General features: G+C 67.1%; 22 protein-coding genes and 2 pseudogenes. 18 read left to right on the top strand and 6 right to left on the bottom strand.

Annotated elements, in window-relative coordinates; genetic code table 11:
* The first annotated feature begins 231 nt into the window (after positions 1 to 231).
* The 6 genes and pseudogenes from phbB to HMPREF3115_RS24810 all read left to right on the top strand — a co-directional run bounded on the left by phbB (position 232) and on the right by HMPREF3115_RS24810 (position 5,182).
* Positions 232 to 975 carry an acetoacetyl-CoA reductase gene (phbB, locus tag HMPREF3115_RS24790; protein ID WP_045594263.1) on the top strand — a complete coding sequence of 248 codons (744 nt, stop codon included), beginning with the start codon at positions 232 to 234 and terminating at the stop codon, positions 973 to 975.
* An 89-nt stretch (positions 976 to 1,064) separates the two neighbouring features.
* A pseudogene (locus tag HMPREF3115_RS24795) lies at positions 1,065 to 1,259 on the top strand (hypothetical protein); the annotation flags it as partial.
* Between the two features lie 162 nt (positions 1,260 to 1,421).
* Positions 1,422 to 2,183 carry a metalloprotease LoiP gene (locus tag HMPREF3115_RS24800; RefSeq protein WP_006406591.1) on the top strand — a complete coding sequence of 254 codons (762 nt, stop codon included), beginning with the start codon at positions 1,422 to 1,424 and terminating at the stop codon, positions 2,181 to 2,183.
* Between the two features lie 46 nt (positions 2,184 to 2,229).
* On the top strand, positions 2,230 to 2,427 hold the full coding sequence (locus HMPREF3115_RS31305) for a hypothetical protein (protein ID WP_125902582.1): 198 nt from the start codon (positions 2,230 to 2,232) through the stop codon (positions 2,425 to 2,427).
* 177 nt (positions 2,428 to 2,604) lie between these two features.
* Complete coding sequence (locus HMPREF3115_RS24805) at positions 2,605 to 4,254, top strand: phospholipase D family protein (RefSeq protein WP_006406589.1); 1,650 nt, start codon at positions 2,605 to 2,607, stop codon at positions 4,252 to 4,254.
* Between the two features lie 154 nt (positions 4,255 to 4,408).
* A complete protein-coding gene (locus tag HMPREF3115_RS24810) occupies positions 4,409 to 5,182 on the top strand; it encodes a class II aldolase/adducin family protein (protein ID WP_006415476.1) in 774 nt (257 codons plus the stop codon).
* A gap of 21 nt (positions 5,183 to 5,203) precedes the next feature.
* Here HMPREF3115_RS24810 and HMPREF3115_RS24815 read toward each other — a convergent pair whose 3' ends face one another.
* Positions 5,204 to 6,205, bottom strand: coding sequence for an outer membrane insertion signal protein (locus HMPREF3115_RS24815; RefSeq protein ID WP_035488895.1), 1,002 nt, complete (start codon positions 6,203 to 6,205; stop codon positions 5,204 to 5,206).
* 509 nt (positions 6,206 to 6,714) lie between these two features.
* Between HMPREF3115_RS24815 and HMPREF3115_RS24820 the strand changes: the two genes are divergently transcribed.
* Both HMPREF3115_RS24820 and HMPREF3115_RS24825 read left to right on the top strand, forming a co-directional pair.
* The gene (locus tag HMPREF3115_RS24820; protein WP_006406584.1) at positions 6,715 to 7,149 is read left to right on the top strand and encodes a CHRD domain-containing protein; all 435 of its coding nucleotides are present in this window, start codon (positions 6,715 to 6,717) and stop codon (positions 7,147 to 7,149) included.
* Positions 7,150 to 7,238: 89 nt separating this feature from the next.
* Positions 7,239 to 8,207, top strand: coding sequence for an alpha/beta hydrolase (locus HMPREF3115_RS24825; protein ID WP_006398285.1), 969 nt, complete (start codon positions 7,239 to 7,241; stop codon positions 8,205 to 8,207).
* On the opposite strand, the gene HMPREF3115_RS24830 is transcribed toward HMPREF3115_RS24825, so the two are convergent.
* Positions 8,177 to 9,022, bottom strand: coding sequence for an EcsC family protein (locus HMPREF3115_RS24830; RefSeq protein WP_070556497.1), 846 nt, complete (start codon positions 9,020 to 9,022; stop codon positions 8,177 to 8,179). The two genes, HMPREF3115_RS24825 and HMPREF3115_RS24830, sit on opposite strands and share 31 nt — an antisense overlap.
* 107 nt (positions 9,023 to 9,129) lie before the next feature.
* Between HMPREF3115_RS24830 and HMPREF3115_RS24835 the strand changes: the two genes are divergently transcribed.
* Positions 9,130 to 10,725, top strand: coding sequence for an MDR family MFS transporter (locus tag HMPREF3115_RS24835; protein WP_006406581.1), 1,596 nt, complete (start codon positions 9,130 to 9,132; stop codon positions 10,723 to 10,725).
* Positions 10,726 to 10,752: 27 nt separating this feature from the next.
* Positions 10,753 to 11,199 carry a MarR family winged helix-turn-helix transcriptional regulator gene (locus HMPREF3115_RS24840; RefSeq protein WP_006406580.1) on the top strand — a complete coding sequence of 149 codons (447 nt, stop codon included), beginning with the start codon at positions 10,753 to 10,755 and terminating at the stop codon, positions 11,197 to 11,199.
* A 124-nt stretch (positions 11,200 to 11,323) separates the two neighbouring features.
* Here the strand turns inward: HMPREF3115_RS24840 and HMPREF3115_RS24845 are convergent, their stop codons facing one another.
* Together HMPREF3115_RS24845 and HMPREF3115_RS24850 are read right to left on the bottom strand one after the other, a co-directional pair.
* Positions 11,324 to 11,905 (bottom strand): DJ-1/PfpI family protein, encoded by a 582-nt coding sequence (locus HMPREF3115_RS24845; protein ID WP_006398289.1) that lies wholly within the window; start codon positions 11,903 to 11,905, stop codon positions 11,324 to 11,326.
* Positions 11,906 to 12,061: 156 nt separating this feature from the next.
* Complete coding sequence (locus HMPREF3115_RS24850; RefSeq protein ID WP_070556506.1) at positions 12,062 to 13,342, bottom strand: amino acid deaminase; 1,281 nt, start codon at positions 13,340 to 13,342, stop codon at positions 12,062 to 12,064.
* 119 nt (positions 13,343 to 13,461) lie between these two features.
* Here HMPREF3115_RS24850 and HMPREF3115_RS24855 point away from each other — a divergent pair, with 119 nt between their 5' ends.
* From HMPREF3115_RS24855 to HMPREF3115_RS24865, 3 genes are all read left to right on the top strand, one after another.
* Positions 13,462 to 14,403, top strand: a complete 942-nt coding sequence (locus tag HMPREF3115_RS24855; protein WP_006398291.1) for a MurR/RpiR family transcriptional regulator — start codon at positions 13,462 to 13,464, stop codon at positions 14,401 to 14,403.
* A 2-nt stretch (positions 14,404 to 14,405) separates the two neighbouring features.
* Positions 14,406 to 15,887 carry an N-acyl-D-amino-acid deacylase family protein gene (locus HMPREF3115_RS24860; protein ID WP_070556498.1) on the top strand — a complete coding sequence of 494 codons (1,482 nt, stop codon included), beginning with the start codon at positions 14,406 to 14,408 and terminating at the stop codon, positions 15,885 to 15,887.
* 87 nt (positions 15,888 to 15,974) lie between these two features.
* A complete protein-coding gene (locus HMPREF3115_RS24865) occupies positions 15,975 to 16,361 on the top strand; it encodes a RidA family protein (protein WP_006398293.1) in 387 nt (128 codons plus the stop codon).
* 96 nt (positions 16,362 to 16,457) lie between these two features.
* On the opposite strand, the gene queF is transcribed toward HMPREF3115_RS24865, so the two are convergent.
* On the bottom strand, positions 16,458 to 17,282 hold the full coding sequence (gene queF, locus HMPREF3115_RS24870) for an NADPH-dependent 7-cyano-7-deazaguanine reductase QueF (protein WP_006406576.1): 825 nt from the start codon (positions 17,280 to 17,282) through the stop codon (positions 16,458 to 16,460).
* 10 nt (positions 17,283 to 17,292) lie between these two features.
* Positions 17,293 to 18,816 carry a threonine ammonia-lyase, biosynthetic gene (ilvA, locus tag HMPREF3115_RS24875; RefSeq protein ID WP_070556499.1) on the bottom strand — a complete coding sequence of 508 codons (1,524 nt, stop codon included), beginning with the start codon at positions 18,814 to 18,816 and terminating at the stop codon, positions 17,293 to 17,295.
* A gap of 621 nt (positions 18,817 to 19,437) precedes the next feature.
* Here ilvA and HMPREF3115_RS24880 point away from each other — a divergent pair.
* The 5 genes and pseudogenes from HMPREF3115_RS24880 to HMPREF3115_RS24900 form a co-directional block, all read left to right on the top strand.
* Entirely contained in the window at positions 19,438 to 23,472 is a 4,035-nt protein-coding gene (locus tag HMPREF3115_RS24880) for a DUF3683 domain-containing protein (protein WP_070556501.1), read from the top strand.
* 85 nt (positions 23,473 to 23,557) lie between these two features.
* Positions 23,558 to 24,001, top strand: a complete 444-nt coding sequence (locus tag HMPREF3115_RS24885; protein ID WP_006406573.1) for an HIT family protein — start codon at positions 23,558 to 23,560, stop codon at positions 23,999 to 24,001.
* The gene (locus HMPREF3115_RS24890) at positions 23,998 to 24,411 is read left to right on the top strand and encodes a gamma-butyrobetaine hydroxylase family protein (RefSeq protein WP_070556503.1); all 414 of its coding nucleotides are present in this window, start codon (positions 23,998 to 24,000) and stop codon (positions 24,409 to 24,411) included. Before HMPREF3115_RS24885 ends, HMPREF3115_RS24890 begins: the two co-directional genes overlap by 4 nt.
* A 52-nt stretch (positions 24,412 to 24,463) precedes the next feature.
* A complete protein-coding gene (ubiE, locus tag HMPREF3115_RS24895) occupies positions 24,464 to 25,195 on the top strand; it encodes a bifunctional demethylmenaquinone methyltransferase/2-methoxy-6-polyprenyl-1,4-benzoquinol methylase UbiE (RefSeq protein WP_006398300.1) in 732 nt (243 codons plus the stop codon).
* Positions 25,196 to 25,236: 41 nt separating this feature from the next.
* Positions 25,237 to 25,491, top strand: a pseudogene (locus HMPREF3115_RS24900) (hypothetical protein); the annotation flags it as partial.

Consider the following 25,491-nt stretch of genomic DNA (forward strand, 5'->3'; position numbering starts at 1 on the left):
CGAACGAGATTAGCAGGAGACCAGGCGCCGTCTTGCGTGCGCGGCGCGGTAGCGCGTCGCGAATGCAGGCAACGGCTTTGCGCGTCTGATCAATACAGAACAACAGGCGCGCATTCCGGCGCGCACGTCGCCCGATCATCGGGCGGCGGCGTGCCGAGGCGGCGGGCGGCGGCGTGTGCCACGTCGCGGTCCCGCCTCATCGATTACTTTTTTTTGTTGGTGAATAATAGGATGACTAAGCGAATTGCAGTTGTGACAGGTGGGATGGGCGGTCTCGGCGAGGCGATCAGCATCAGGTTGCACGAAGCGGGCCACCGGGTTGTCGTCACGTATTCGCCGAACAACACGGGCGCGGATCGCTGGCTGACCGAAATGCAGGCGGCCGGCCGCGAGTTCGACGCTTATCCCGTCGACGTGGCCGATCACGACTCGTGCCAGCAGTGCGTCGAGAAGATCGTGCGCGACGTCGGCCCGATCGACATCCTGGTGAACAACGCGGGCATCACGCGCGACATGACGCTGCGCAAGCTCGACAAGGTCAACTGGGACGCAGTGATCCGCACGAACCTCGACTCGGTGTTCAACATGACGAAGCCGATCTGCGAAGGGATGATCGAGCGCGGCTGGGGACGCATCGTCAACATCTCGTCGGTCAACGGTTCGAAGGGATCGGTCGGCCAGACCAACTATGCGGCCGCGAAGGCCGGCATGCACGGCTTCACGAAGTCGCTCGCGCTCGAAGTCGCGCGCAAGGGCGTGACCGTCAACACGGTCTCGCCCGGCTATCTCGCGACGAAGATGGTGATGGCGATTCCGCAGGACATCCTCGACACGAAGGTCCTCCCGCAGATTCCGGCCGGGCGCCTCGGCAAGCCCGAGGAAGTCGCGGCGCTGGTCGCGTATCTGTGCTCGGAGGAAGCGGGCTTCGTGACGGGGTCGAACATCGCCATCAACGGCGGCCAGCACATGCACTGACGCGTGACGGCCCGCCGCGCGGGCCGTGTTCGTGCTGTATCCCGTGCCGGCGCCGTTCGTCGGCGCCGGCGTCGTGTTCCGGAGGACGCATGGGTGAAACCTGGATGGGACTCGCGATCGGCGGATCGGCGCTGACCGTCGCGCTGACGGTCGCGATCGCACTTCACTGGCTCGAGCGGCGCCGTGCGCGGCGGCTGCGGGACTTCGATCATCACGACTGCTGGCTCGTCGCGTACGGCAAATGCATCGTGCGCCGGCCGGCCACGCGCGCGCGGCGCGGGCGCGCACCGGCCGCGATCGCGCGATTGACGACGCGCTCGTCATCAATCGCCCCGTTCGTTTCGCGCGATCGGTAAGGAAAACGTCATTCGACGTAAACGTCTGGTAATTTTTGCCCGGATTCTGCACAATCGCCGGTCCCAACTACAACGAACGAGGGATCCGGGATGCAATTGAACAAAGCGGTGGCGGCGTGCGGCGTCGCGTTTTTGCTGAGCGCGTGCGGCGGGGTGCAGAATCTCGACGCGAACGGCCTGACGTCGGCCGGCACGAACCTGTTCAAGGCGGCCACGCTGTCGGACGCGGACATCGCCGCGCTATCGAACGACGCGTGCAAGGCGAGCGACGCCGAGTCGAAGATCGCCGCGCCGAACAGCGCATACGCGAAGCGCCTGACGAAGGTGATGAAGGGCTTCGGCGACATGACGCTGAACGGCCGCAAGGTCGACTACAAGGTCTATCTGACGAAGGACGTCAACGCGTGGGCGATGGGCAACGGCTGCGTGCGCGTGTACAGCGGCCTGATGGACATGATGAACGACGACGAGCTGCGCGGCGTGATCGGCCATGAAATGGGCCACGTCGCACTCGGTCATTCGAAGAAGGCGATGCAGACGGCCTACGCGGTCAGCGCGGCGCGCAGCGCGGCCGGCGCGGCATCGCCGGGCGTCGCGGCGCTGACGAGCTCGCAGCTCGGCGACATCACCGAGAAGTTCATCAACGCGCAGTTCTCGCAATCGCAGGAAAGCGCGGCAGACGACTATTCGTTCGATCTGCTGAAGCAGAAGGGGATGAGCCAGAAGGGCCTCGTCACCGCGTTCCAGAAGCTCGCGCAGCTCGACGGGGGCAAGAGCTCGATGCTGAGCTCGCATCCGTCGTCGGCGAGCCGTGCGCAGCATATCGAGCAGCGCATCGCGAAGGGCAACTGATCGATCGCAGTCGCGCGCCGGCCGCGCGCGTGCCGGCACAGCGATCATGCGCACACCCCGCGTTCTCCGGAACGCGGGGTTTTCTTTTTGGCAGCAACGCGATTGCGGCGCCGTGCCGGGCAGCGGCTACGCCTTCGCGAGCGCGATCGGCTCGTCGACGACCGGCGCCGCCAACCGCCTTTGCCGCACGCGGCGCATGCGGCCCCTCATGAACATGAGCGGGCACGACACCGAATCGCCGTGAATGGATCGGACCACCCGCGGCACGCCCCCGGACGGTGCGCCCGCGCGCCGTCGCCTCGCGGCACCGGGCGTGCGACATTGACCGCTTCGCCGGGCGCCAACTAGAATCGGCCGAAACCGCCCGTCAGCCGCGCGCCGCGGCGAGTGCGACCCATTGATCAGCCCGTCGAGGAAGCTCGTGCTCATCTCCCTTATCCGGCGCGCACCGGCCGCCGGTTCGCCCGTCGGTGCATCGCCGGCCGTCCGTTGCGTGCGCACGCGCATCGCGCGCCTGCTGACCGTGTTCGCGCTGCTGCCGCTCGTCGCCGCATGCGCGACGCATCCGCCTGCGACCGCACTCGAACGTTCGGTGTCGCACGCGCTGCCGCAGAGCACCGCGACGCCGCTGCGCGACGCGCTCGCCGCGCCGGAGGCCGCGCATCCGGGCCAGTCGGGCTTCCGGCTCCTTGCCGACGGCGCCGAGGCGCTGCAGATGCGCATCGCGCTCGCGCGCGCGGCGACGAAGACGCTCGACATGCAGTACTACATCGCGACCGAGGACACGACCGGCAAGCTGCTGCTCGGCGCGGCGCTGTACGCGGCCGACCGCGGCGTGCGCGTGCGGATGCTCGTCGACGATCTGAACTTCCACGATATCGACCGCGTGATGGCCGCGCTGAACACGCACGAGAACATCGAGATCCGCGTGTTCAATCCGTTCGGCGCGTCGCGGCAGGGCGTCATGCAGCGCACGACCGACTTCCTCACGCGCATCGACAGCTTCACGCGCCGCATGCACAACAAGGCGATGATCGCCGACAACCAGATCGCGATCGTCGGCGGCCGCAACCTCGGCGACGAGTATTTCAGCGCGAGCGCGACGCTGCAGTTCCGCGATCTCGACGTGCTCGCGGCCGGGCCCGTGACCGACGACATCTCGCACAGCTTCGACACGTACTGGGCGAGCGCGAGCAGCTATCCGCTGCGCGCGCTGAATCACCAGACGTTCAAGCCGAAGGAGCTCGACGCGGTGCGCGACGAGCTGCGCGAGCACTGGCGCAAGAACGCCGATCCGTACAACGCGAAGCCGCTGAACGCGACGCCGCTGTCGCAGCAGATCGCGCGCGACGAGCTCGGGCTCGTATGGGCGCCGGCCGAGTTCAAGGTCGACGCGCCGGACAAGATCGCACGGCCGAACGATCAGTATGTGAGCCCGCCGATGCAGCGTCTCGTCGAACTCACGCGCGCCGCGCAGCAGGAATTTCTCGCGTTCTCGCCGTACTTCGTGCCGCACGATGCGGGCGTGAAGATTCTCGGCGATACGGCCGCGCGCGGCGTACGCGTCGCGATCCTGACGAATTCGCTCGCCGCGACCGACGCGGTGGCCGTGCAGGCAGGCTACGCGCCGTATCGCGTGCCGCTGCTGCAGCGCGGCATCGAGCTGTACGAGTTCAAGGCGCAGCCGGATCAGCCGCGTGCGCGTCTGTTCGGCTCGCGTTCGCGCGCGAGCCTGCATGCGAAGGCTTACGTGATCGACCGCAAGATCCTCGTGATCGGCTCGCTGAACCTCGATCCGCGCTCCGCGCATCTGAACACCGAACTGGCGCTCGTGATCCACAGCCCGGCGCTCGCGCAGCAGACCGCCGCACTGTTCACGCGCGCGACGCAGCCGGACGAAAGCTACCGCGTGACGCTCGTGAAATCGGCCGGCGGCGGGCCGCCGTCGCTCGAATGGACGGGCGTCGACAACGGGCAGCCGAGCACCTATCACATCGATCCGCATGCAGGGCTGCTGCGCAACATCATGACGGGCATCTTCACGCTGCTGCCGGTCGACGACCAGCTTTAAAGGGGCGCGAGCGCGTCGGCGAAAACCGCGATACCGATGCGCGGAAATCGGTGCTATGGTTGTGTGCGCAACGATACGGGCGCCGCGGCGGCGGCCTCGTTCGACAGCCGCGAAGCCGCACGCGCGGCGCTCGCGCACGCAACCGGAGCTCCCCATGCAACGTGTACCGAACCAGCCGTTTACGCGTCCCGCCCGTTTCTCCGAAGCCGAATGGCAAGCGCGCGTGCAGCTCGCGGCCGCTTACCGGATCTTCGATCATCTCGGCTGGACCGAGCTGATCTACAACCATATCTCGCTGCGCGTGCCGGGCGAGGACGGCCACTTCCTGATCAATCCGTTCGGGCTCCATTACCGCGAGGTCTGCGCGTCGAATCTCGTGAAGATCGACATCGACGGCAACGTGATCGGGCATTCCGACTGGCCGATCAATCCGGCCGGCTTCACATTCCACGCGGCGATCCATGCGGCGCTGCCCGACGCGCATTGCGTGATGCACGTGCATACGACGCCGACGATGGCCGTGTGCTGCTCGCGCGACGGCCTGTCGTTCTCCAATTTCTATTCGGCGCAGCTGTACGGAAAGATCGCGTATCACGACTTCGAAGGGATCACCGTGCGTCTCGACGAGGGGCGCCGGATCGTCGAGAGCGCGGGCGGGCGGCCCGTGCTGCTGCTGCGCAATCATGGCCCCGTGACGATCGGCGCGACGCTCGCGCAGACGTTTTCGCTGATGTGGCTGCTCAACCGCGCGTGCGAGGTGCAGATCGCGACGCATGCAATCGGCGACGCGCTGCCGATCGCGCCGCCGGTGCTCGAAGCCTGCGTGCGCGACTCGCTGAACTTCGATCCCAGGCACGGTGCGGGGCAGGATGCGTTCGACGCGCTGCAGCGCATCGTCGACCGGATCGATCCCGGCTACCGCGCGTAGGCGCGTGCTGCGCCGCGGCGCTTAGAACCGGTAGCCGAGGCCGGCCTGAATCACGTCGGTGTCGCGGTTGTAGCGCGTGACCACGCGGTTCCAGGTCAGGCGCGTGAGCCAGCGGTCCGACAGGCGGTAGCTCGCGGAGATCGACACGATTCCGGACAGCCGGCCGTCGCCGGGCCCCGGCTGGCCGTCGCGATTGCGCTGGTTGACGGTGAAGTACGCGCCCGCGCCGGCCGCCAGCGTGACCTTGTCGTTTAGAAACGCGCGCGTGAGCCACAGTTGCGATGCGATCCCGTTGCGGCGGACCGCCTGCTTCGCGCCTTCGTACATCCACGTCGCGGTCCAGTCGACCGTGCGCGTGAGGCCGCGCCGGTATTCGAGACTGCCGCCGAGCGACGACGGCGAAGACCGGCTGTTCAGGATCGTTTCGCCGAGCATTGCGGTGATCTCGTTGTTCGTGACCTTGCGCGTGCGCGGTAGCGCGGTGTCGCGCGGACCCGGGGTGTCGGGCGCATCGAGCTGATAGCCGACGCCGAACATCACCGACGTCGTGTCGGGGCCGCTGAACACCTGCGCACGATTGAGCTGAAGCTGCGCAATCCAGCGATGCGACGTGTAGTACGCGGCGCGCACGCTCATCAGCACGCCCCAGCCGTGCGAGTTCGAGTAGCCGCGTCCGGCGGCGGCCGGCACGGTATCGAAGTAGCGGTAGGGACCGACGCCGGCGGACACCACGAAGCGCCGATCGTCGAGCGGCACGCGGCCCCAGAACTGGATCGCCTGGCCGTCGCGGTGATGGTCCGGAATGTGGCCTTCGTTGTACCACGTGAAGCCGAGCGCTGTATGCGGGCTCAGTCCTTCCTGATAATCGAACGCCCACGCGTACGAGCGGTTGCCGGCACCCCATAGCGAGCCGGCGAACAGCGAGAATTCCTGCGCATCGGCAGGCGCGCCGTAGAGCGCGGCGACGGAACAGAGGCCTGCCAGCATCGGGCGGACACGGACAGATCGGTGCGGGAGGGACATCGGGAGGCGGGCCGGCACGGTTCTTTCAGGTCACGACGACAACGCGACATTGTCCCGCGCGACGCGCCGCATGTCGACGCGGCTTTGCACAACAGCCTATTACCGATCGTGACGACGATCGTCTGCGAGCGCGCGCACAGTATCGTTCCGGTCTTTGGTACGGCGGCCGTGCACGCGGCGTGCGCCGTGCGATTCGGCATACGTTTCAGGTCGCATGAAGCGGCTCGCTTCGCAGACGTCCGCGCGGCGACGCGACGACGAAAAAAAAACGCGGCCGGGCGGCCGCGTGAATACTCGCAGACTCCTTCGGACGAAGGAAACAAGCAACTGTGGAACGAAGTGTAGCGAAAGGCCGCATGCGGATTCAGGTGCGGCGCTGCAAAGGTCTGTTCCTCGTTGCGGCAGGCTCGCGCCGCGTCGCGTAGAGGCGGCTGCCGAATCGTCGGCAATCGACTACCATCACGAAGCGCCGCGGCCGCGCGGTGCGCAACGTCGTTCGAGGAGGTTCCATGCCGAAGCTGCGTTTGCTCCAGGTCGCGTTACTCGCGGGCGCGTTCGTCGCCGGCGGCGCGGCTGCCGAAACGGTGCGTCTGTCCGCCAATCTCCAGCCGTCGAGCGAGGTGCCGCCGACGACGAGCCACGGCTCGGGCACGGTCGACGCGCGCTACGACACGGTGTCCCATACGCTGCGCTGGACGGTCACGTACGCGAACCTCACGGGCCCCGCGACGGCCGCCCACTTTCATGGGCCGGCGCCGGTCGGGCAGAACGCGGGCGTGCAAGTGCCGATTCCGAAGGACGCGCTTGCGAGCCCGATCAAGGGTTCGGCCGAGCTCACCGACGCGCAGGTCACCGACCTGATGGGCGGCAAATGGTATTTCAACGTTCATACGAGCGCGCATCCGTCGGGCGAGATCCGCGGGCAGATGCTGCCGGCGAACTGAGCGCCGCCGTTTGATATAGAGCCTCCTGTCCAGCGACGCGCGAACGATCGCACGTACCATCGTCACACTACGATTGCGGAGTGTGTCCGATGAGTTGGCAAAGCAGAGTGGCGTGCTGGCTGTTGCGCTGGCAGTTCCGTCCCGAGACGCTGCGGCCGGTGCTCGACCCGGCCCGCGCGCGGCGCTTCACCGATCTGCGGATGCGGACGATCGTGCCGCGCCGTGCGCCGTCCGGCTATCGGCTGCGCGAATGCTACGGCGCCGGCGATGCACCGCTGCGCGGCGAATGGCTCGAGCGCACCGACGTGCCGGCCGGTCGCGCGACGGGGCCGACGCTGCTGTACTTCCATGGCGGCGGTTATTACTTCTGTTCGACGAAGACGCATCGCGCGCTCGTGTTCGGGCTGACGAAGCGGGCGCGCGTGCGTTCGTTCTCGCTCGACTATCGGCTCGCGCCCGAGAATCGCTTTCCGGCCGCGCTCGACGATGCGCTCGCCGCATACCGTCGGCTGGTTGCGCTCGGCACGCGGCCCGAGTCGATCGTGCTCGGCGGCGATTCGGCCGGCGGCGGCCTCGCGCTCGCGACGCTCGTCGCGCTGCGCGACGCAGGTGAACCGCTGCCGGCCGGCGCGATCCTGTTTTCGCCGTGGACCGATCTCGCGGGCAGCGGCGACACGCTGCGCACGCACGACGGCATCGACCCGATGTTCGCCGGTGCGGCGCTGCCGAAAGCCGCGAAGCTCTATCTCGGCGACACGCCCGCGACGCACCCGTACGCATCGCCGCTCTACGCGGATTTCTCGGGCTTGCCGCCGCTCTACATTCAGGTCGGCAGTACCGAGGTGCTGCTCGACGACTCGCGTCGCGTCGCCGACAAGGCGAGGGCCGCCGGCGTGCCGGTCGAGATCGAAATCTGGCCGGGCATGCCGCACGTGTGGCAGCTGTACACGCCGATGTTGCCGGAGTCGCGCGACGCGCTCGATCGCGCGGCCGCGTTCCTGCGCCGCGTGGCGGTCGAGCGCGCGGTTCAGCGCGTCGGCGAGCCGTCGATCGCCTGATAGGCGGCCTGCACGACCTCGGTGCCGTACTTGCGTTCGAGCCGGCGCACGGTGAAGTGGCCGTGCGCCATCTGCTGGAAGTGATCGATGAACAGCGTGTTGACGGTCGCGCCGAGCACCGCGCCGATCGCCGGCACCGATTTCGCCGCCATCTGCTCGGTCACCTGGACCGAGAAGCGCGACGCGACGGCCTGCACGAGCTTGAACACCGCCGCCGAGCTATGCGCGGCGAGCCCCTTCGTCGCGATGTCCTGCGACGCCTTCGAGATCGCCTGTGCGAGCGCGCCGCGCAGCACGAAGTAGCCGAGATCGGCGTCTTCGGCATCCTTGTCCGGATTGCCGCCCATCCCGAGCACCGCGAGGCACTGCAGCTGCGTATCGACGGACGTCAGATCCTCGCCCTCGCTGCGCGCAATGTCGCACACCGAGCGGAAGATCAGCGTGGTCGTCACCGGCAGTTCGACCGGCAGCGCGAGGAAGCCGAACGCGCCGCCCGCCGCGCCCGTCGTCGCGACCGCGAGCTTGTGCAGCAGGTTGCTCGGCTTGTCGGGCTCGGCGTCCGGCGCCGGCGGCTTGCCGAGCGTGCGCAGCGCGATGTTCAGACATTTGCGCAGCGCGAGCTGCGTCGCGTCGTTGATCTTGCCGGTCGCGAAATCCGGCAATCTGGCGATCATCTTCTCGACCGGCGCGCCGAGCACGCCGGTCAGCTTCATCGTCAGCGACGGGCTTTCCAGCACCTGTTTCGCGCGCCGCAGCGCGTCGCGATCCTGCGGTGAGAGCGGCGCCGCGTCGGGCGTGATTGAAATCGGTTCCATCATTCTCCTTGGCGGCCGGCGGAAAGGCGACCGTCGTCGGCCTAGGGTACTCCTGCGTGCTACAATTTCGAGATTGTTTGACCCGTCAAACGTTGCACCAACAAAAAATGGCCGTCCATACTGCCGCCCACCATTCGAGCGGGCAAGTCCTGCCGTTTCGCGAGTCGCTGCTGGCGATGATCGGAATCTCGTTCGTCACGATGCTGGTCGCACTCGACCAGACGGTCGTCGGTACCGCGCTGCCGACCATCGTCGCCGAACTCAGAGGGTTCGACCTCTATGCGTGGGTCGCCACCTCGTATCTGCTCAGTTCCGTGATCACCGTGCCGATCTTCGGCCGCCTCGGCGACTACTACGGCCGCAAGCCGTTCGTCATCGCGTCGATCGTCGTGTTCACCGGCGCCTCCGTGCTGTGCGGCATGGCCAACGACATGCTCTACCTCGTGCTCGCGCGCGGGCTGCAGGGCATCGGCGGCGGGATGCTGGTCGGCACCGCGTTCGCGTGCATTCCGGACTTGTTTCCCGATTCCGTCGTGCGGCTGCGCTGGCAGGTGCTGATGAGCTCCGCATTCGGGATCGCGAACGCGGTCGGGCCGTCGCTCGGCGGCGTGCTGACGCAGACCTTCGGCTGGCGCTCGGTCTTCTACGTGAATCTGCCGGTCGGTCTGCTGTCGCTGGTCTTCGTGTGGCGCTACCTGCCGCATCTGCGCCAGGTCGAGCACGAGAGCAAGATGCGGCTCGACTGGCCCGGCGCACTGCTGATCGCGGCGTCGCTCGGCGCGCTGCAGCTGTTCGTCGAATGGCTGCCGAAATACGGAATCGCGAGCTGGGCGACGCTGCTGCTCGTCGTCGCGGTCGCGGCCGGTGTAGGCCTGTGGCATTGGGAAAAGCGCTGCGCGCAGCCGATTTTGCCGTTCGACATGTTCGCGAACCGTGCGTTGTCGGCGCTGTTCGTGCTCGCCATCCTCGCGGGTTTCGCGATGTTCTCGCTGCTGTTCTACGCGCCGCTGCTGTTCCAGGGCGGCTTCGGGATGTCGCCGAAGGAGGCGGGGCTCGTGATCACGCCCCTCGTCGTGTTCATCACGATCGGCAGCATCATGAACGGGCGCGTCGTCACGCGCATCCGCCAGCCGAACGCGATGCTGCACGTCGGCTTCGTGCTGTTCGCGATCGCGTGCGCGGGCATCGTCGTCTCGACGCACACCACGCCGACGTGGGTGCTGATGGCGCTGATGGTGGCCGGCGGCATCGGCCTCGGTTTCGTGCTGCCGAACCTCACTGTATTCGCGCAGCAGACGGCCGGCCGCCAGCATCTCGGGATCGCGACCGCGCTGCTGCAGTCGCTGCGCATGGTCGGCGGGATGATCGGTACGGCGCTGACAGGCACGCTCGTCAACCAGATGTATTCGAGCGGCGTGCACGATGCGCTCGCCGCCGATCACGCGCTGCAGTGGCATGCGCGGCTCGCCGATCCGCAGATCCTGATCGATCGCGCCGCGCAGGGCGGGCTGGTCGCGGAACTGACGCGCGCCGGGCATAATGGCGCGCTGCTGCTGGAAGCGGCCCGCGAATCGCTCGTCGGTGCGATTCATCTGGGCGTCGCGATGGCGGCCGTCGTCGCCGTGTATTCGGTGTGGCAGTGCCGCCGCGTGCCGCCCATCGCGTTGCGGCGCAAGATCGAGCCGCATGTCGCGGCCGATTGACCGATTGACCGGAAACGAATTCAGCGCATGGAAGAACAGGACCGCGTCGCGATCTTGCAGCAATTCGGACGCACGTATCGCGCGTTCATGACCGCATTCGAAACGCACGTCGGGCAGCCGATGCCACGCTGGCGGATCATGGTCGCGCTGCATACGATGGGCGGCCATTCGTCGCAGAAGCGGCTCGTCGAAGTGCTGCGCATCGATCCGGGCGCGCTGACGCGTCAGCTGAAGTCGCTCGATGCGCTCGGCTGGATCGAGCGCGAAGCCGACGCGCGCGACAACCGCGTGACGAACGTGACGCTGACCGAGGCCGGCCGCGCGGCATTCGACGCGTGCCTGCCGCGCCGCAAGGCGTTTCTCGAGCGGACGATGGCGCAGGTGCCGGACGACGTGCTCAATGCGCTGTCGGGTGCGCTGGCCATGCTCGAGTCGAAGATCGCGGACGTCGGCTCGACGGTCGTGGAGCGCTGAACGCGCGCGTGCGGCGGCGACGCTGCCGCTACGGTCGACGGGCCGGCACGCCACGCCGGCAACTCGTCGCGCGCCGCCGCCGGCGGCGCTTCATTTCATCGGATCTATCGGTTTGCGCGACCGCTTACAGCTCGATGCGCGTGCCCAGCAGTGCAAGGAACTGCGACAGCCAGGCCGGATGCGCGGGCCATGCGGGTGCGGTGACGAACGGCGCGTCGGTGACCGCCGCATCGACCGGAATGTCCGCATATTCGCCGCCGGCGAGCTTGACCTCGGGCGCGCAGGCCGGATAGGCCGAGATGCGCTTGCCGCGAATCACGTCGGCGGCCGCCAGCAGTTGCGCGGCGTGACAGATCGCGGCGATCGGCTTGCCGGCTTCGGCGAAGGCGCGCACGAGCGCGATCACGTTCGGATCGAGGCGCAGGTATTCCGGCGCGCGGCCGCCCGCGATCGCGAGCGCGTCGTAGCGCGACGCGTCGACGTCGTCGAACGTCGCATTCAGCGTGAACTGGTGGCCGGGCTTCTCGGTGTAGGTCTGGTCGCCCTCGAAATCGTGGATCGCGGTCTTGACCTTGTCGCCGGCGCGCTTGCCCGGGCATACGGCGTCGACGTGATGGCCGACCGCCTGCAGCGCCTGGAACGGCACCATCGTTTCGTAGTCTTCGGCGAAATCGCCGGTCAGGAACAGGATCTTCTTCGCTGCCATGGCTTTCTCCATTGAAGAAACGTCGAGGCGCGCTCAAGCGGCCGCAAGCGGCCGCGAGGGCGAAAGCGCAGTGTACTCCGGCAGCTCGACGCGCGCGTGACAAGGGGGCGCGCGTCGGTACGCCCCGCATCGCGGCGGGGCGCATCGCGCGGTACGTCAGAAGAACGTTTCGATCACGCCCGTCACGCGGAATTGCGGATCGAGGACGAGCAACTGACGCCACTTGTCGAAGGTCAGACACGGGTGCGAGATGTCGAACGCGACCATGTCGCCGACCTTCACGTCCGCGCCGGGCGGAATCTGCAGGTAGGCGTGCTGATCCATCATGCCCGTGACGGCCCAGCCTTCGCTCGCAGCGACGTCGCGCGGTGCGCTGTCGCGGCTGGGGCGGAAGTGGCGCGCCGGCTCGGGCAGCCCCGCGTCGAACGCGGCGTCGCGCTTGCCGAGCGCGACGATCGCGCGGTCGGGCTCCGGCACCGACTGCACGTATGCCCACAGCTGCAGCGCGGGAAGCAGCCCTTCGCCCATCTTGCGCGCGATCGGGTTGCGCGCGAACACGTCCGTCTGCGCCTTCTTGTAGATGCCGACGTCGTGCGTGAGGTAGCAGCCGGGCCGCAGCACGACTTCCGCGAAGCCTGCGTCGGAGGCCTTCGCGAATTCCTCGGCGACCACGTCGTACCACGCCGAGCCCGCGCCGGACAGGATCGCCGGCGTGCGCGCGAAGCGGCCGGCGGCCGCGAGCTCGCGCGTCAGCGCGACCGCGTCCTGCAGGAACGCGCGGATCTCGCCTTCCTCCTTCAGCACGCCTTCGTACAGTTCGATGCCGGCGAGCTTCAACGTATCGGGATAGCGCGCGAGCGCGTCGAGCACGGCCTTGCGCTGCGCGGCATCGCGCACGCCGGTGCGACCGCCCGGCACGCCGAGCTCGAGCAGCACGTTCAGCGACTTGTTCGCGGCGCCGAAGAAGCGGCCGAGCTGATCGACGTTGTCGGCCGAATCGACGCAGCAGAAGAATTCGAAGTCGGGGTCGGACAACAGCGCCGCGATGATCGTCATGTTCTGGCGGCCGACCAGCTGGTTGGCGAGCAGCACGCGGCGCACGCCGCCGTGATAGGCGGCCTGCGTCTGGTGCGCGGTCGCGAGCGTGATGCCCCATGCGCCGGCGGCGAGCTGGCGACGGAACAGTTGCGGCGCCATCGTCGTCTTGCCGTGCGGCGCGAACTGCACGCCATACTGCTGGACAAACGCCTGCATCCAGTTCAGGTTGTGCTCGATGCGCTCCTCGTACAGCACCGCGGCCGGCAGGCTGATGTCTTCCGCAAGCAGATTCCATTCGAGGCGGCCGGCCTCGTCGAGCGGCACGCTCGCGCCCGGCAGGTTGCCGAGGCCCTTGCCGAAAGGATCGATCGTCGGTTCCTGATAGTTTGTAACTTTCATGTCATCCGGCTCCATCATCACTATGCATTGCACTGAAGTTGACAGTCAGATGGTACAGAAAGTAGCATCGGCGCGGTGATGTTATTTAGTAACATGAACCCTTATCCCCGTTTCCGCAGATGAATACGCGCGCTGTCCGTTCCGCGTCGCGCGCGGCCACGCCGGAATCGGCGTCGGTCGCGCAGCCCGTCCTCGACATCGTCGCGCGCATTGCCGAATGCGCGCCCGAGCTGCGCGACGCCGAGCGCAAGGTCGCCGAATTCATCCTCGCCGATCTCGCGCGCGCCGCGCATGCGAGCATCGGCGCGCTTGCGCGCGACACCGGCGTGAGCGTCGCGACGGTCACGCGCTTCGCGAAGGCGGTCGGCTGTCGCGACGTGCGCGAACTGAAGCTGCTCGTCGCGCAGGCGGCAGCCGTCGGCCGGCGCTTTCTCGTGCCTGCCGAGCAGGTGCCAGCCGAAGAAGACGCGAACCCGGCGACGGTCGTCTACGACGAGATCCGCGTCGCGCTCGCGCACAACCACCAGTTGCTGCGCAACGCGTCGTTCGACGCCGCGGCCGACCGGCTCGTCGGCGCGAAGATGATCTACGTCTACGGGCAGGGCGGCGGCTCGACCGCGCTGGCCGACGAGCTGCGCTTTCGGCTCGTGCGTTTCGGGCGGCCGGTCGCGACGTATCAGGACAGCCTGCTGCAGCGGATGGTGTCGGCCACGTTGTCGCGCGACGCAGTCGTCGTCGCGCTGTCGGTGAGCGGCCGCGTGCCCGAGCTGCTCGAGAACTGCCGGCTCGCGAAACGCTACGGCGCGACACTGATTGCGATCACCGCGCCCGCGTCGCCGCTCGCGAAGCTGGCCGACCACCTGATTCCGGTCGTCGCCTTCGAGACCGATTTCATTTACAAGCCGTCGACGTCGCGCTACGCGATGATGATGGCGATCGACGTGCTCGTGACGGGGGTCGCGCTGCGGCTCGGCGATGCGGGCCGGGAATCGCTGCGCCGTATCAAGCATGCGCTCGACGCGCATCGCGGCGGCGGCGACCGTCAACCGGTAGGAGACTGACCATGCATTCGCATCCCGAAGCCGCCGATACGCTGATCGTCGGCGCGCAACTGTACGACGGGACCGGCGCGCCGCCCGTCACGCGCGACGTCGCGATCCGCAACGGCATGATCGCGGCGATCGGCAACCTGTCGAACTGGCTCGCGGAAACCGTCGTCGATGCGAACGGCCGTGCGCTCGCGCCGGGCTTCGTCGACGTTCACACGCACGACGACACGCACGTGATCCGCGCGCCGGAGATGCTGCCGAAGATTTCGCAGGGCGTGACGACCGTGATCGTCGGCAACTGCGGGATCAGCGCGTCGCCGGTGACGCTCGCGGGCGAGCCGCCCGATCCGATGAACCTGCTCGGCGATCGCGACGCGTTTCGCTATCCGACCTTCGCCGACTATGTCGCGGCCGTCAACGATGCACGGCCGGCGGTGAACGTCGCGGCGCTGATCGGGCATACGGCGCTGCGCAACAACCAGATGGACCGCCTCGATCGCGCGGCGACCGACACCGAGATTGCCGCGATGCGCACGCAGCTCGAGGAAGCGCTCGCGAACGGCGCGCTCGGATTGTCGTCGGGCCTCGCGTACGGCTCCGCGTTCGCGGCCCCGACCGAGGAAGTGATGGCGCTCGCCGAGCCGCTCGCGAATGCGGGCGCGCTGTACACGACGCACATGCGCACCGAGTTCGACGCGATCCTCGACGCGATGGACGAGGCCTACCAGGTCGGCCGCCATGCACGCGTGCCGGTCGTGATCTCGCATCTGAAATGCGCGGGCCCGTCGAACTGGGGGCGCAGCACCGAAGTGCTCGCGTCGCTCGAAGGCGCGCGCCGCTATCAGCCGGTCGGCTGCGACTGCTATCCGTACAGCCGCAGCTCGTCGACGCTCGACCTGAAGCAGGTGACGGGCGACATCGACATCACGATCACGTGGTCGGAGCCGCATCCGGAAGTCGCGGGCAAGCTGCTGAAGGCGATTGCTGCCGACTGGGGCGTCACCGAGCAGGAGGCCGCGCAGCGGATCCGCCCGGCGGGCGCCGTGTACCACAACATGTCCGAAGACGACGTGCGCCGGATCCTCTCGCATCCGGCGACGATGGTCGGCTCGGACGGACTGCCGAACGATCCGCTGCCGCATCCGCGGCTGTGGGGCGCGTTCCCGCGCGTGCTCGGCCATTACGTGCGCGACACGAACCTGCTGCCGCTCGAGGAGGCGATCCGCAAGATGACGTCGCTGTCCGCGCGCCGCTTCGGGCTTGCGCGCCGCGGCGAGGTGCAAGTCGGCTACCACGCGGATCTCGTGCTGTTCGATCCGGCGCGCGTGATCGACGCCGCGACGTTCGACAAGCCGCAACAGCCCGCGCACGGGATCGACGCGGTCTGGGTGAATGGCGTGCTGACCTACGAAAACGGCCGGCCGACCGGCGAACGCGCGGGCGGCTTCGTCGCGCGCGGAGAACGCGCGCAGGCGAGCGCGGATGCCGCGTTCTGAGCGCGGCGCCGGTGGCTGTCATTTCACGCGCGCCGTTCGCGGCGCGCGCATTTGCAACCGAAACGGAACTGAAACAGGAGTGAAACGATGAAGCGATATGGCGTAGGCGAGGCGAAGGGGACGGGCGGTCAGGTGATGCCGTTCGCGCGCGCGGTCGAGGCCGACGGCTGGCTGTACGTGTCGGGCCAGACGCCGATGGTGAACGGCGAAGTCGTCGAAGGCGGGATCGTCACGCAGTCGAAGCAGGCGATCGAGAACATGATCGCGATCCTGAAGGAAGCCGGCTACGGCCTCGAGCACGTCGTGCGCTGCGGCGTGTGGCTCGACGACGCGCGCGATTTCGCGTCGTTCAACAAGGTATTCATCTCGTACTTCGGCGAGCATCCGCCGGCACGCGCGTGCGTGCAGTCGAGCATGGTCATCGATTGCAAGGTCGAGGTCGACTGCATCGCGTACAAGGCGCCGGCGAAGTAAGGCGGCGGGCGGTTGTCGCAGTGAAATTTGTCGCGGTGAAATGAAAACAGCCCGGTCGATTCGACCGGGCTGTTTCGTTTGGCCCTTCACCGGCCCTTACTGCCGCGCCGTGCGCGCGTTGTCCGGCATCGGCTGGTTGTAGTTGGTCCGGAACGGATTGATGTCGAGCCCGCCGCGGCGCGTATACCGCGCATACACGGCCAGCTTCACCGGCTTGCAGCGATGCATGATGTCGAGAAAGATCCGCTCGACGCACTGCTCGTGAAAGCCCGTGTGATTGCGAAACGAGATGATGTAGCGCAGCAGCCCCGCGTGGTCGATCTGCGGCCCGACGTAGTGAATCTGTACGCTGCCCCAGTCCGGCTGGCCGGTGACCGGGCAGTTCGACTTCAGCAGATCCGACACGAGCGTCTCTTCGACCGGCGCTTCGTCCTCCGCCGCCGACAGCAGCGACGGATCGGGTTCGTACACGTCGGCATCGAGATCGAGCCGGTCGAGCGACAAGCCGTCGAGCTCGTCCATCTCGAGCTTGCCGAAGTCGTGCGGCGACACGAGCTGCACCGACACGCTCGCGCCGCACGCGGCCGACACGTCGCGCTTGAGCACGTCGCGCACCGCGTCCACGGAGTCGAACTTCGACTGCGCGAACGAGCCGAGATAGAGCTTGAACGATTTCGACTCGACGATGTTCGGCGATTCGGCCGGCACGTAGAACGTCGCGACCGCGACCTGCGGCTTGCCGCGCGCGTTCAGCCACGACAGTTCGTATGCGTTCCAGATGTCGGTGCCGAAGAACGGCAGCGCGGACGTAATGCCGATCTGCTCGCGCGCGCCCGCACGCGGGATCGGAAACAGCAGCGACGCGTCGTACTGCGATGCGTAGACGGTCGCTTTGCCGAGCGGGGAATGTTCGGGATTCATGGCAGTGCCTTTACGACAGGAAGAGGCGATACGCCGGATTGGCGCTCTCTTCGACATACGGATAGCCGAGCGCCGCGAGGAAGCGTTCGAACTCGGCATGATCGGCCTGTGGCACCTGCAGCCCGACGAGGATCGAGCTGTAGTCCGCGCCCTGGTTGCGGTAGTGGAACAGGCTGATGTTCCAGTCCGGCGCCATCGACGACAGGAACTTCATCAGCGCGCCCGGCCGTTCGGGAAATTCGAAGCGGAACAGCCGCTCGTCGAGCGCGAGCGGCGAGCGGCCGCCGACCATGTAGCGGATATGCTCCTTCGACAGCTCGTCGTGCGTGAGGTCGGCCGTCTTGAAGCCGTGCGACTCGAAGTTCGCGGCGATGTCGGCCGATTCGCCGCGGCGACGGATCTGCACGCCGACGAAGATGTGCGCGGACTGCGCATCGGCGATCCGGTAGTTGAACTCGGTCACGTTGCGGTCGCCGACGAGCGAGCAGAAGCGCTTGAAGCTGCCGCGCTCCTCGGGAATCGTGACGGCGAACACGGCCTCGCGCGCCTCGCCGACCTCCGCGCGTTCGGCGACGAAGCGCATCCGGTCGAAGTTCATGTTCGCGCCCGACGTGACGGCGACGAGCTTCTGGTTCTCGATGCCTTCGCGTTCCGCATAGAGCTTCGCGCCGGCCACCGCGAGCGCGCCCGACGGCTCGAGCACGCTGCGCGTGTCCTGGAACACGTCCTTGATCGCCGCACAGAGCGCGTCGGTATCGACGGTCACGACGCCGTCGAGATATTCCTTGCAGAGCCGGAAAGTTTCCTCGCCGACGAGCTTCACCGCGGTGCCGTCCGCGAACAGGCCGACCTCGGCGAGCTCGACGCGCTTGCCGGCCTGCAGCGACTGCGCCATCGCGCACGAATCCTCGGCCTGCACGCCGATCACCTTGATCTCCGGACGCACGGCCTTCACGTACGCGGCGACGCCCGCCGCGAGCCCGCCGCCGCCGATCGGCACGAAGATCGCGTGGATCGGACCCTGGTGTTGGCGCAGGATCTCCATCGCGATCGTGCCCTGACCGGCGATCACGTACGGATCGTCGAACGGGTGCACGAACGTGAGGCCGCGTTCTTCCTGCACCTTGAGCGCGTGCGCGTACGCATCGCTGTACGATTCGCCGGCCTGGATCACCTCGACGCCCGGGCCGCCGTGCGCGCGCACCGCGTCGACCTTCACCTGCGGCGTCGTGACGGGCACGACTATCACGGCCTTCACGCCCATCCGGGCCGCCGAGAATGCGACGCCCTGCGCGTGATTGCCGGCCGATGCGGTAATCACGCCGCGCGCGAGCGCATCGGCGGGAATGTGCGCCATCTTGTTGTATGCGCCGCGCAGCTTGAACGAGAACACCGGCTGGTTGTCCTCGCGCTTCAGGTACACGGGGTTGCGCAGTCGCGCGGACAGGTTGCGGGCCGGTTCGAGTTCGGTCTCGAACGCGACGTCGTAGACGCGCGCGGTCAGGATTTTCTTCAGGTAATCGTGGGAGGCCATGGATGCTCGCGTGCGGTGCGGAAGCGGACGGTAAAGGGTCAATGATAGCGCCAAGGGTCCGCCTGCACGCAAACGCGGCGCCGGGCGTGCCCGATCGGCGCGGGTGGGCCGCGCGGTTTTTCGGCACGACCGTCGTTTTTACCGATTTAACCGGGCGGTTACCGACCGGCCGGGCGGCGAATGGGCGTGCGAAATCGCGGCGAGCCACGTCCGGCGCGGGTTGCCGCGATATCCCCACGCGCTGTCCGGCGTGCCACGCGTCGCGCGATCATGGGTTAGAATTCCGTTTTGAATCAAGGATCGGAAGATGCAGAGGCACCCTCGGATCGCCCCGTTGAAGCCGACGCCGCGCGCAGCTAGCCCCGCGGCGGAACGGCATGCGCGCCGCGCGCGATCGTGCTGATGGCTCCGAGTGCCGCCAGGCCCGGTCGATCCGGCACTGCGCATCTGCGCGGGCACCGGTCCGACGCAGGGTGCCGGCCCGGGGCGGCGAGTCCCGACCCGTTCCGGCCCGCAGCGAGATCGTCGCGCGCCTGGCAATAGAACAGATTTCCCCAAGATTGCGCCCACGCGCTTGCCGACGCCCGTGCACGGTGTATCGGCCCTCCGAGTCGTCCGAACATGAACGCACCACAAGTTTTCGATCCGCATGGCGCGGCCGCCGCCGTCGCCGCCGACCCCGCGCCCCGTCTGCGCGAGATTCCCTATAACTACACGTCGTTCTCGGATCGCGAGATCGTGATCCGCCTGCTCGGCGAAGAGGCGTGGGCGGTGCTCGACGAGCTGCGCGCGGAACGCCGCACCGGCCGCTCGGCGCGCATGCTCTACGAAGTGCTCGGCGACATCTGGGTCGTGCGCCGCAACCCGTACCTGCAGGACGACCTGCTCGACAATCCGAAGCGCCGCGCGCTGCTGATCGAGGCGCTGAACCACCGTCTGACCGAAATCGGCAAACGCCGCCGCGCCGATCTGACCGAGCATCACGACGAAGCGGGCCGCGAACGCGCGGCGCGCGTCGAGATGCTCGAAGCCGCCGCGCAGCGCGCCGTCGACGAATTTGCAGACGAATTCGACAAGATGGCCGACCTGCGCCGCCGCGCGACCAAGACGCTCGGCCGCTGCACGCAGAAGGACAACATCCGCTTCGACGGGCTTTCGCGCGTATCGCACGTGACCGACGCGACCGACTGGCGCGTCGAATATCCGTTCGTCGTGCTGACGCCCGACACCGAAGCCGAAATCGCCGGTCTCGTGAAGGCCTGCTTCGAGCTCGGCCTGACCGTGATTCCGCGCGGCGGCGGCACGGGCTATACGGGCGGCGCGGTGCCGCTCACGCCGTTTTCCGCGGTGATCAACACCGAGAAGCTCGAGCAGCTCGGCGCGGTCGAGCTCACCGAGCTGCCGGGCGTGCCGCACAAGGTGCCGACGATCTTCTCCGGCGCGGGCGTCGTCACGCGCCGCGTGACCGAGGCAGCCGAGGCGGCCGGCTATGTGTTCGCCGTCGATCCGACCTCGCTCGACGCATCGTGCATCGGCGGCAACGTCGCGATGAACGCGGGCGGCAAGAAGGCCGTGCTGTGGGGCACCGCGCTCGACAACCTCGCGTGGTGGCGGATGGTCGACCCGGACGGCAACTGGCTCGAAGTCACGCGTCTCGAGCACAACCAGGGCAAGATCCACGACATCGCAGTCGCGCGCTTCGAGCTGAAGTGGTTCGACGGCGCGTACGCGCCGGGCGAGAAGCTGCTGCGCACCGAGATGCTCGAGATCGAAGGCCGCCGCTTCCGCAAGGAGGGGCTCGGCAAGGACGTGACGGACAAGTTCCTCGCGGGTCTGCCGGGCGTGCAGAAGGAAGGCTGCGACGGACTGATCACGTCCGCGCGCTGGGTGCTGCACAAGATGCCCGCGCATACGCGCACCGTATGCCTCGAATTCTTCGGTCAGGCGCGCGAGGCGATCCCGAGCATCGTCGAGATCAAGGACTACCTGTTCGAGACGTCGAAGCAGGGCGGCGCGATCCTGGCCGGCCTCGAGCATCTCGACGAGCGCTACCTGCGCGCGGTCGGCTATGCGACGAAGAGCAAGCGCAACGCGTTCCCGAAGATGGTGCTGATCGGCGACATCGTCGGCGACGATGCCGATGCAGTCGCGCACGCGACGTCCGAAGTGATCCGGATGGCGAACGGCAAGAGCGGCGAGGGCTTCGTCGCGGTCAGCGCGGAGGCGCGCAAGCGCTTCTGGCTCGACCGCAGCCGCACGGCCGCGATCGCGAAGCACACGAACGCGTTCAAGATCAACGAAGACGTCGTGATCCCGCTGAACCGGATGGGCGAGTACACCGACGGCATCGAGCGGATCAACATCGAGCTCTCGCTGAAGAACAAGCTGCAGCTCGTCGACGCGCTCGAAGCGTTCTTCCGCGGCGGCAATTTGCCGCTCGGCAAGACCGACGACGCGAACGAGATCCCGAGCGCGGAGCTGCTGGAAGACCGCGTGCAGCAGGCGCTCGAGCTGCTCAGGCGCGTGCGCGCGCGCTGGGAGTTCGTGCGCGACCGGCTCGACCAGCCGCTGCGCGAGGCGCAGCACTATCTCGTGCAGCTCGGCTACGAAGCGCTCGCGGAGAAATTCGCGGATCGCGCGGACGAACAGCCGGGCGCGACGCTGTTCCACGTCACGCAGGATCGTACGGTGCGCATCTCGTGGAAGCAGGAGATCCGCGCGGAGCTGCGCGCGATCTTCAACGGCGGCGCATTCAAGCCGATCCTCGACGAAGCGCAGGCGATCCACAAGCGCGTGCTGCGCGGCCGCGTGTTCGTCGCGCTGCACATGCACGCGGGCGACGGCAACGTCCACACCAACATCCCGGTCAACTCCGACAACTACGAGATGCTGCAGGACGCGCACGCCGCGGTCGCGCGCATCATGACGCTCGCGCGCTCGCTCGACGGCGTGATTTCCGGCGAGCACGGCATCGGCATCACGAAGCTCGAGTTCCTGACCGACGACGAGATCGCCGAATTCCGCGCCTACAAGCAGCGCGTCGATCCGAACGGCCGCTTCAACAAGGGCAAGCTGCTCGACGGCGCCGATCTGCGCAACGCCTATACGCCGAGCTTCGGGCTGATGGGCTACGAGTCGCTGATCATGCAGCAGTCGGACATCGGCGCGATCGCCGATTCGGTGAAGGACTGCCTGCGCTGCGGCAAGTGCAAGCCGGTGTGCGCGACGCACGTGCCGCGCGCGAACCTGCTGTACAGCCCGCGCAACAAGATCCTCGCGACCTCGCTGCTCGTCGAGGCGTTCCTGTACGAAGAGCAGACGCGCCGCGGCGTCTCGATCAAGCACTGGGACGAGTTCAACGACGTGGCCGATCACTGCACGGTCTGCCACAAGTGCGCGACGCCGTGCCCGGTGAAGATCGACTTCGGCGACGTGACGATGAACATGCGCAACCTGTTGCGCAAGATGGGCAAGAAGAAGTTCAATGCCGGCAATGCGGCGGGCATGTTCTTCCTGAACGCGACCAATCCGCAGACGATCAACGTCGCGCGCAGCGTGATGATGGGCGTCGGCTACAAGGTGCAGCGCTTCGCGAACGACATGCTGAAGAAGGTCGTGACGAAGCAGACGCAGCATCCGCCGGCGACGACCGGCAAGCCGCCCGCGGTCGAGCAGGTGATCCACTTCGTCAACAAGAAGATGCCGGGCAACCTGCCGAAGAAGACGGCGCGCGCGCTGCTCGACATCGAGGACAACAAGATCGTGCCGATCATCCGCAACCCGAAGACGACGACCGTCGATTCGGAAGCGGTGTTCTACTTCCCGGGCTGCGGCTCCGAGCGCCTGTTCTCGCAGGTCGGTCTCGCGACGCAGGCGATGCTGTGGGAAGCCGGCGTGCAGACGGTGCTGCCGCCGGGCTACCTGTGCTGCGGCTATCCGCAGCGCGGCGCGGGCCAGTACGACAAGGCCGAGAAGATCGTCACCGACAACCGCGTGCTGTTCCACCGCGTCGCGAACACGCTGAACTACCTCGACATCAAGACGGTGGTCGTGTCGTGCGGCACCTGCTACGACCAGCTCGCAGGCTATGAATTCGACAAGATCTTCCCGGGCTGCCGCATCATCGACATCCACGAGTTCCTGCTCGAGAAGGGCATGAAGCTCGACGGCGTGACGGGCACGCGCTACATGTACCACGATCCGTGCCACACGCCGATCAAGACGATGGACCCGGTGAAGCTCGTCAACGAGCTGATGGGCTCGGAGAAAGACGGCTACAAGATCGAGAAGAACGACCGCTGCTGCGGCGAGTCGGGCACGCTGGCGGTTACGCGCCCGGACGTGTCGACGCAGGTCCGCTTCCGCAAGGAAGAGGAAATCCGCAAGGGCGCCGCGAAGCTGCGCAGCATTCCGGTCGTCGCGAGCGCGGCGGAACCGGCGGCGGCCGCCGTCGCCGCGCCGGCGAACGGCCCCGACGTGAAGATCCTGACGAGCTGCCCGTCCTGTCTGCAGGGGTTGTCGCGCTACAGCGAGGACGCAAACCTCGAAGCCGATTACATCGTCGTCGAGATCGCGCGCCAGGTGCTCGGCGAGAACTGGATGGTCGACTATGTCGCACGCGCGAACAATGGCGGGATCGAGCGCGTACTGGTCTAATGCGGGGATGAAGACCGCCCGACCGGGCTTGGGATGAGCGGGCGCCGGCACGATCGTGCCGGCGTTCGCCCACATGGGAGCGACGATGGAATGCGTGTTTTGCCGTGAAGACGGCGGCGAAGTGCTGTGGCAGGACGAGCGGCTGCGCGTCGTCCTCGCGACGGGCGAGCACGACTACCCGGGCTTCTGCCGGGTGATCTGGGGCGCGCACGTCGCCGAGTTCTCGGATCTCGGCGACGACGAGCGGGCACATCTGATGCGCGTCGTCTACGCGGTCGAGCGCGCGGTGCGCCGCGTGATGCAGCCGAACAAGGTGAATCTCGCGAGCCTCGGCAACATGGTCCCGCACGTGCACTGGCACGTGATCCCGCGCTTCTCGAACGACGCGCACTATCCGCAGCCGGTCTGGGCGCCGCGCCAGCGCAGCGTGTCCGAGGCGCTGCTGCGCACGCGCGCGGCGCAGGCGTCGCTGCTGCACAATGCGGTGCGCGAGGAAATCCAACGAACGAACGATCCGAGGCAACCATGAGCGGTTTGACTTCCACGACGCCGATTCCGTCCGGCGTCGTCGTACACGCGGTGTCGCGTGTGCTCGAATTGCAGTACCCGAACGGAGAGAACTACCGGATCCCGTTCGAGCTGATGCGCGTCTATTCGCCGTCGGCCGAGGTGCGCGGCCACGGGCCCGGCCAGGAGACGCTGCAGACGGGCAAGCGCGAGGTGACGATCACCGCGCTGGAGGGCGTGGGCAACTACGCGCTGCAGCCGACCTTCTCCGACGGCCATTCGACCGGCATCTATTCCTGGGATCTGCTGTACGAACTGGCGACGCAGCAGGATGCGCTGTGGCGCGACTATTTCGACAAACTGAAGGCGGCGGGCATCGATCGCGATGCGCCGATGCCGGCGGCGAGCGCGCCGCACGGCCACTGCCACTGAAATCGACGGCGCCCGTTCGGCGCCGTCTTGCCATTTACTGAGGATCAACGCGATGAGCAAAACCCACTTCGGCTTCGAAACCGTCGAGGAAACCGATAAAGCGAAGAAAGTGGCGGGCGTGTTCCATTCGGTCGCGAACAACTACGACCTAATGAACGATCTGATGTCGGCCGGCATGCACCGCGCGTGGAAGGCGTTCACGATCGCGCAGGCGAACGTGCGGCCCGGCTACAAGGTGCTCGACATCGCGGCCGGCACCGGCGACCTGACGAAGGCGTTCGCGAAGGCGGCCGGCCCGACGGGCGAAGTCTGGCACACGGACATCAACGAATCGATGCTGCGCGTCGGCCGCGACCGGCTGCTCGACAAGGGCATCGTGACGCCGTCGCTGCTTTGCGACGCGGAGAAAATTCCCTTTCCGGACAACTACTTCGACGTCGTCACGGTCGCGTTCGGGCTGCGCAACATGACGCACAAGGACGTCGCGCTGGCCGAGATGCGCCGCGTGGCGAAGCCGGGCGGCCGCGTGATGGTGCTGGAATTCTCGAAAGTGTGGGAGCCGCTGAAAAAAGCGTACGATTTGTATTCTTTCAAAGTATTACCGTGGCTTGGCGACAAGTTCGCGAAAGATGCCGACAGTTACAGGTATCTTGCCGAATCTATCCGGATGCACCCGGATCAGGACACGCTGAAGACGATGATGGAACAAGCGGGCCTCGACGCCGTCAAATATTACAATTTGTCAGGTGGCGTGGTAGCTTTACACCTCGGAACCAAGTACTAAGGGGTTCTTTCCATACATTTGTCTTACATCTGGAGAAGCTGATGTCCGAATCGCGATCGTTGTTCAACCGTAGCAAGCCGTCGAAGCCGTGGGCTCGACGGGTCGGCACGCTGCTGATGGTCGGCCTGCTCACGGCAGGCACGTTCGCATCGCTCGATGCGGAAGCGAAGCGCATGGGCGGCGGGCGCAGCTTCGGGCGCCAGAACTCCACCGTCACGCAGCGGCAGGCCACGCCGCCCGCGCAGCAGCCGATGCAGCAGGCCGCGCCCGCGCAGGCGCAGCGCGCGAACCCGGCG

The sequence above is a fragment of the Burkholderia sp. HMSC10F09 genome (assembly GCF_001806955.1).
Classification (GTDB): domain Bacteria; phylum Pseudomonadota; class Gammaproteobacteria; order Burkholderiales; family Burkholderiaceae; genus Burkholderia; species Burkholderia multivorans.

Bases quoted from the DNA above. Each gene is read 5' to 3' on its own strand.
- phbB (WP_045594263.1), top strand. From the start codon at position 232: ATGACTAAGCGAATTGCAGTTGTGACAGGTGGGATGGGCGGTCTCGGC.
- HMPREF3115_RS24800 (WP_006406591.1), top strand. From the start codon at position 1,422: ATGCAATTGAACAAAGCGGTGGCGGCGTGCGGCGTCGCGTTTTTGCTG.
- HMPREF3115_RS31305 (WP_125902582.1), top strand. From the start codon at position 2,230: ATGCGCACACCCCGCGTTCTCCGGAACGCGGGGTTTTCTTTTTGGCAG.
- HMPREF3115_RS24810 (WP_006415476.1), top strand. From the start codon at position 4,409: ATGCAACGTGTACCGAACCAGCCGTTTACGCGTCCCGCCCGTTTCTCC.
- HMPREF3115_RS24815 (WP_035488895.1), bottom strand. From the start codon at position 6,205: ATGTCCCTCCCGCACCGATCTGTCCGTGTCCGCCCGATGCTGGCAGGC.
- HMPREF3115_RS24820 (WP_006406584.1), top strand. From the start codon at position 6,715: ATGCCGAAGCTGCGTTTGCTCCAGGTCGCGTTACTCGCGGGCGCGTTC.
- HMPREF3115_RS24825 (WP_006398285.1), top strand. From the start codon at position 7,239: ATGAGTTGGCAAAGCAGAGTGGCGTGCTGGCTGTTGCGCTGGCAGTTC.
- HMPREF3115_RS24830 (WP_070556497.1), bottom strand. From the start codon at position 9,022: ATGGAACCGATTTCAATCACGCCCGACGCGGCGCCGCTCTCACCGCAG.
- HMPREF3115_RS24835 (WP_006406581.1), top strand. From the start codon at position 9,130: ATGGCCGTCCATACTGCCGCCCACCATTCGAGCGGGCAAGTCCTGCCG.
- HMPREF3115_RS24840 (WP_006406580.1), top strand. From the start codon at position 10,753: ATGGAAGAACAGGACCGCGTCGCGATCTTGCAGCAATTCGGACGCACG.
- HMPREF3115_RS24845 (WP_006398289.1), bottom strand. From the start codon at position 11,905: ATGGCAGCGAAGAAGATCCTGTTCCTGACCGGCGATTTCGCCGAAGAC.
- HMPREF3115_RS24850 (WP_070556506.1), bottom strand. From the start codon at position 13,342: ATGAAAGTTACAAACTATCAGGAACCGACGATCGATCCTTTCGGCAAG.
- HMPREF3115_RS24855 (WP_006398291.1), top strand. From the start codon at position 13,462: ATGAATACGCGCGCTGTCCGTTCCGCGTCGCGCGCGGCCACGCCGGAA.
- HMPREF3115_RS24860 (WP_070556498.1), top strand. From the start codon at position 14,406: ATGCATTCGCATCCCGAAGCCGCCGATACGCTGATCGTCGGCGCGCAA.
- HMPREF3115_RS24865 (WP_006398293.1), top strand. From the start codon at position 15,975: ATGAAGCGATATGGCGTAGGCGAGGCGAAGGGGACGGGCGGTCAGGTG.
- queF (WP_006406576.1), bottom strand. From the start codon at position 17,282: ATGAATCCCGAACATTCCCCGCTCGGCAAAGCGACCGTCTACGCATCG.
- ilvA (WP_070556499.1), bottom strand. From the start codon at position 18,816: ATGGCCTCCCACGATTACCTGAAGAAAATCCTGACCGCGCGCGTCTAC.
- HMPREF3115_RS24880 (WP_070556501.1), top strand. From the start codon at position 19,438: ATGAACGCACCACAAGTTTTCGATCCGCATGGCGCGGCCGCCGCCGTC.
- HMPREF3115_RS24885 (WP_006406573.1), top strand. From the start codon at position 23,558: ATGGAATGCGTGTTTTGCCGTGAAGACGGCGGCGAAGTGCTGTGGCAG.
- HMPREF3115_RS24890 (WP_070556503.1), top strand. From the start codon at position 23,998: ATGAGCGGTTTGACTTCCACGACGCCGATTCCGTCCGGCGTCGTCGTA.
- ubiE (WP_006398300.1), top strand. From the start codon at position 24,464: ATGAGCAAAACCCACTTCGGCTTCGAAACCGTCGAGGAAACCGATAAA.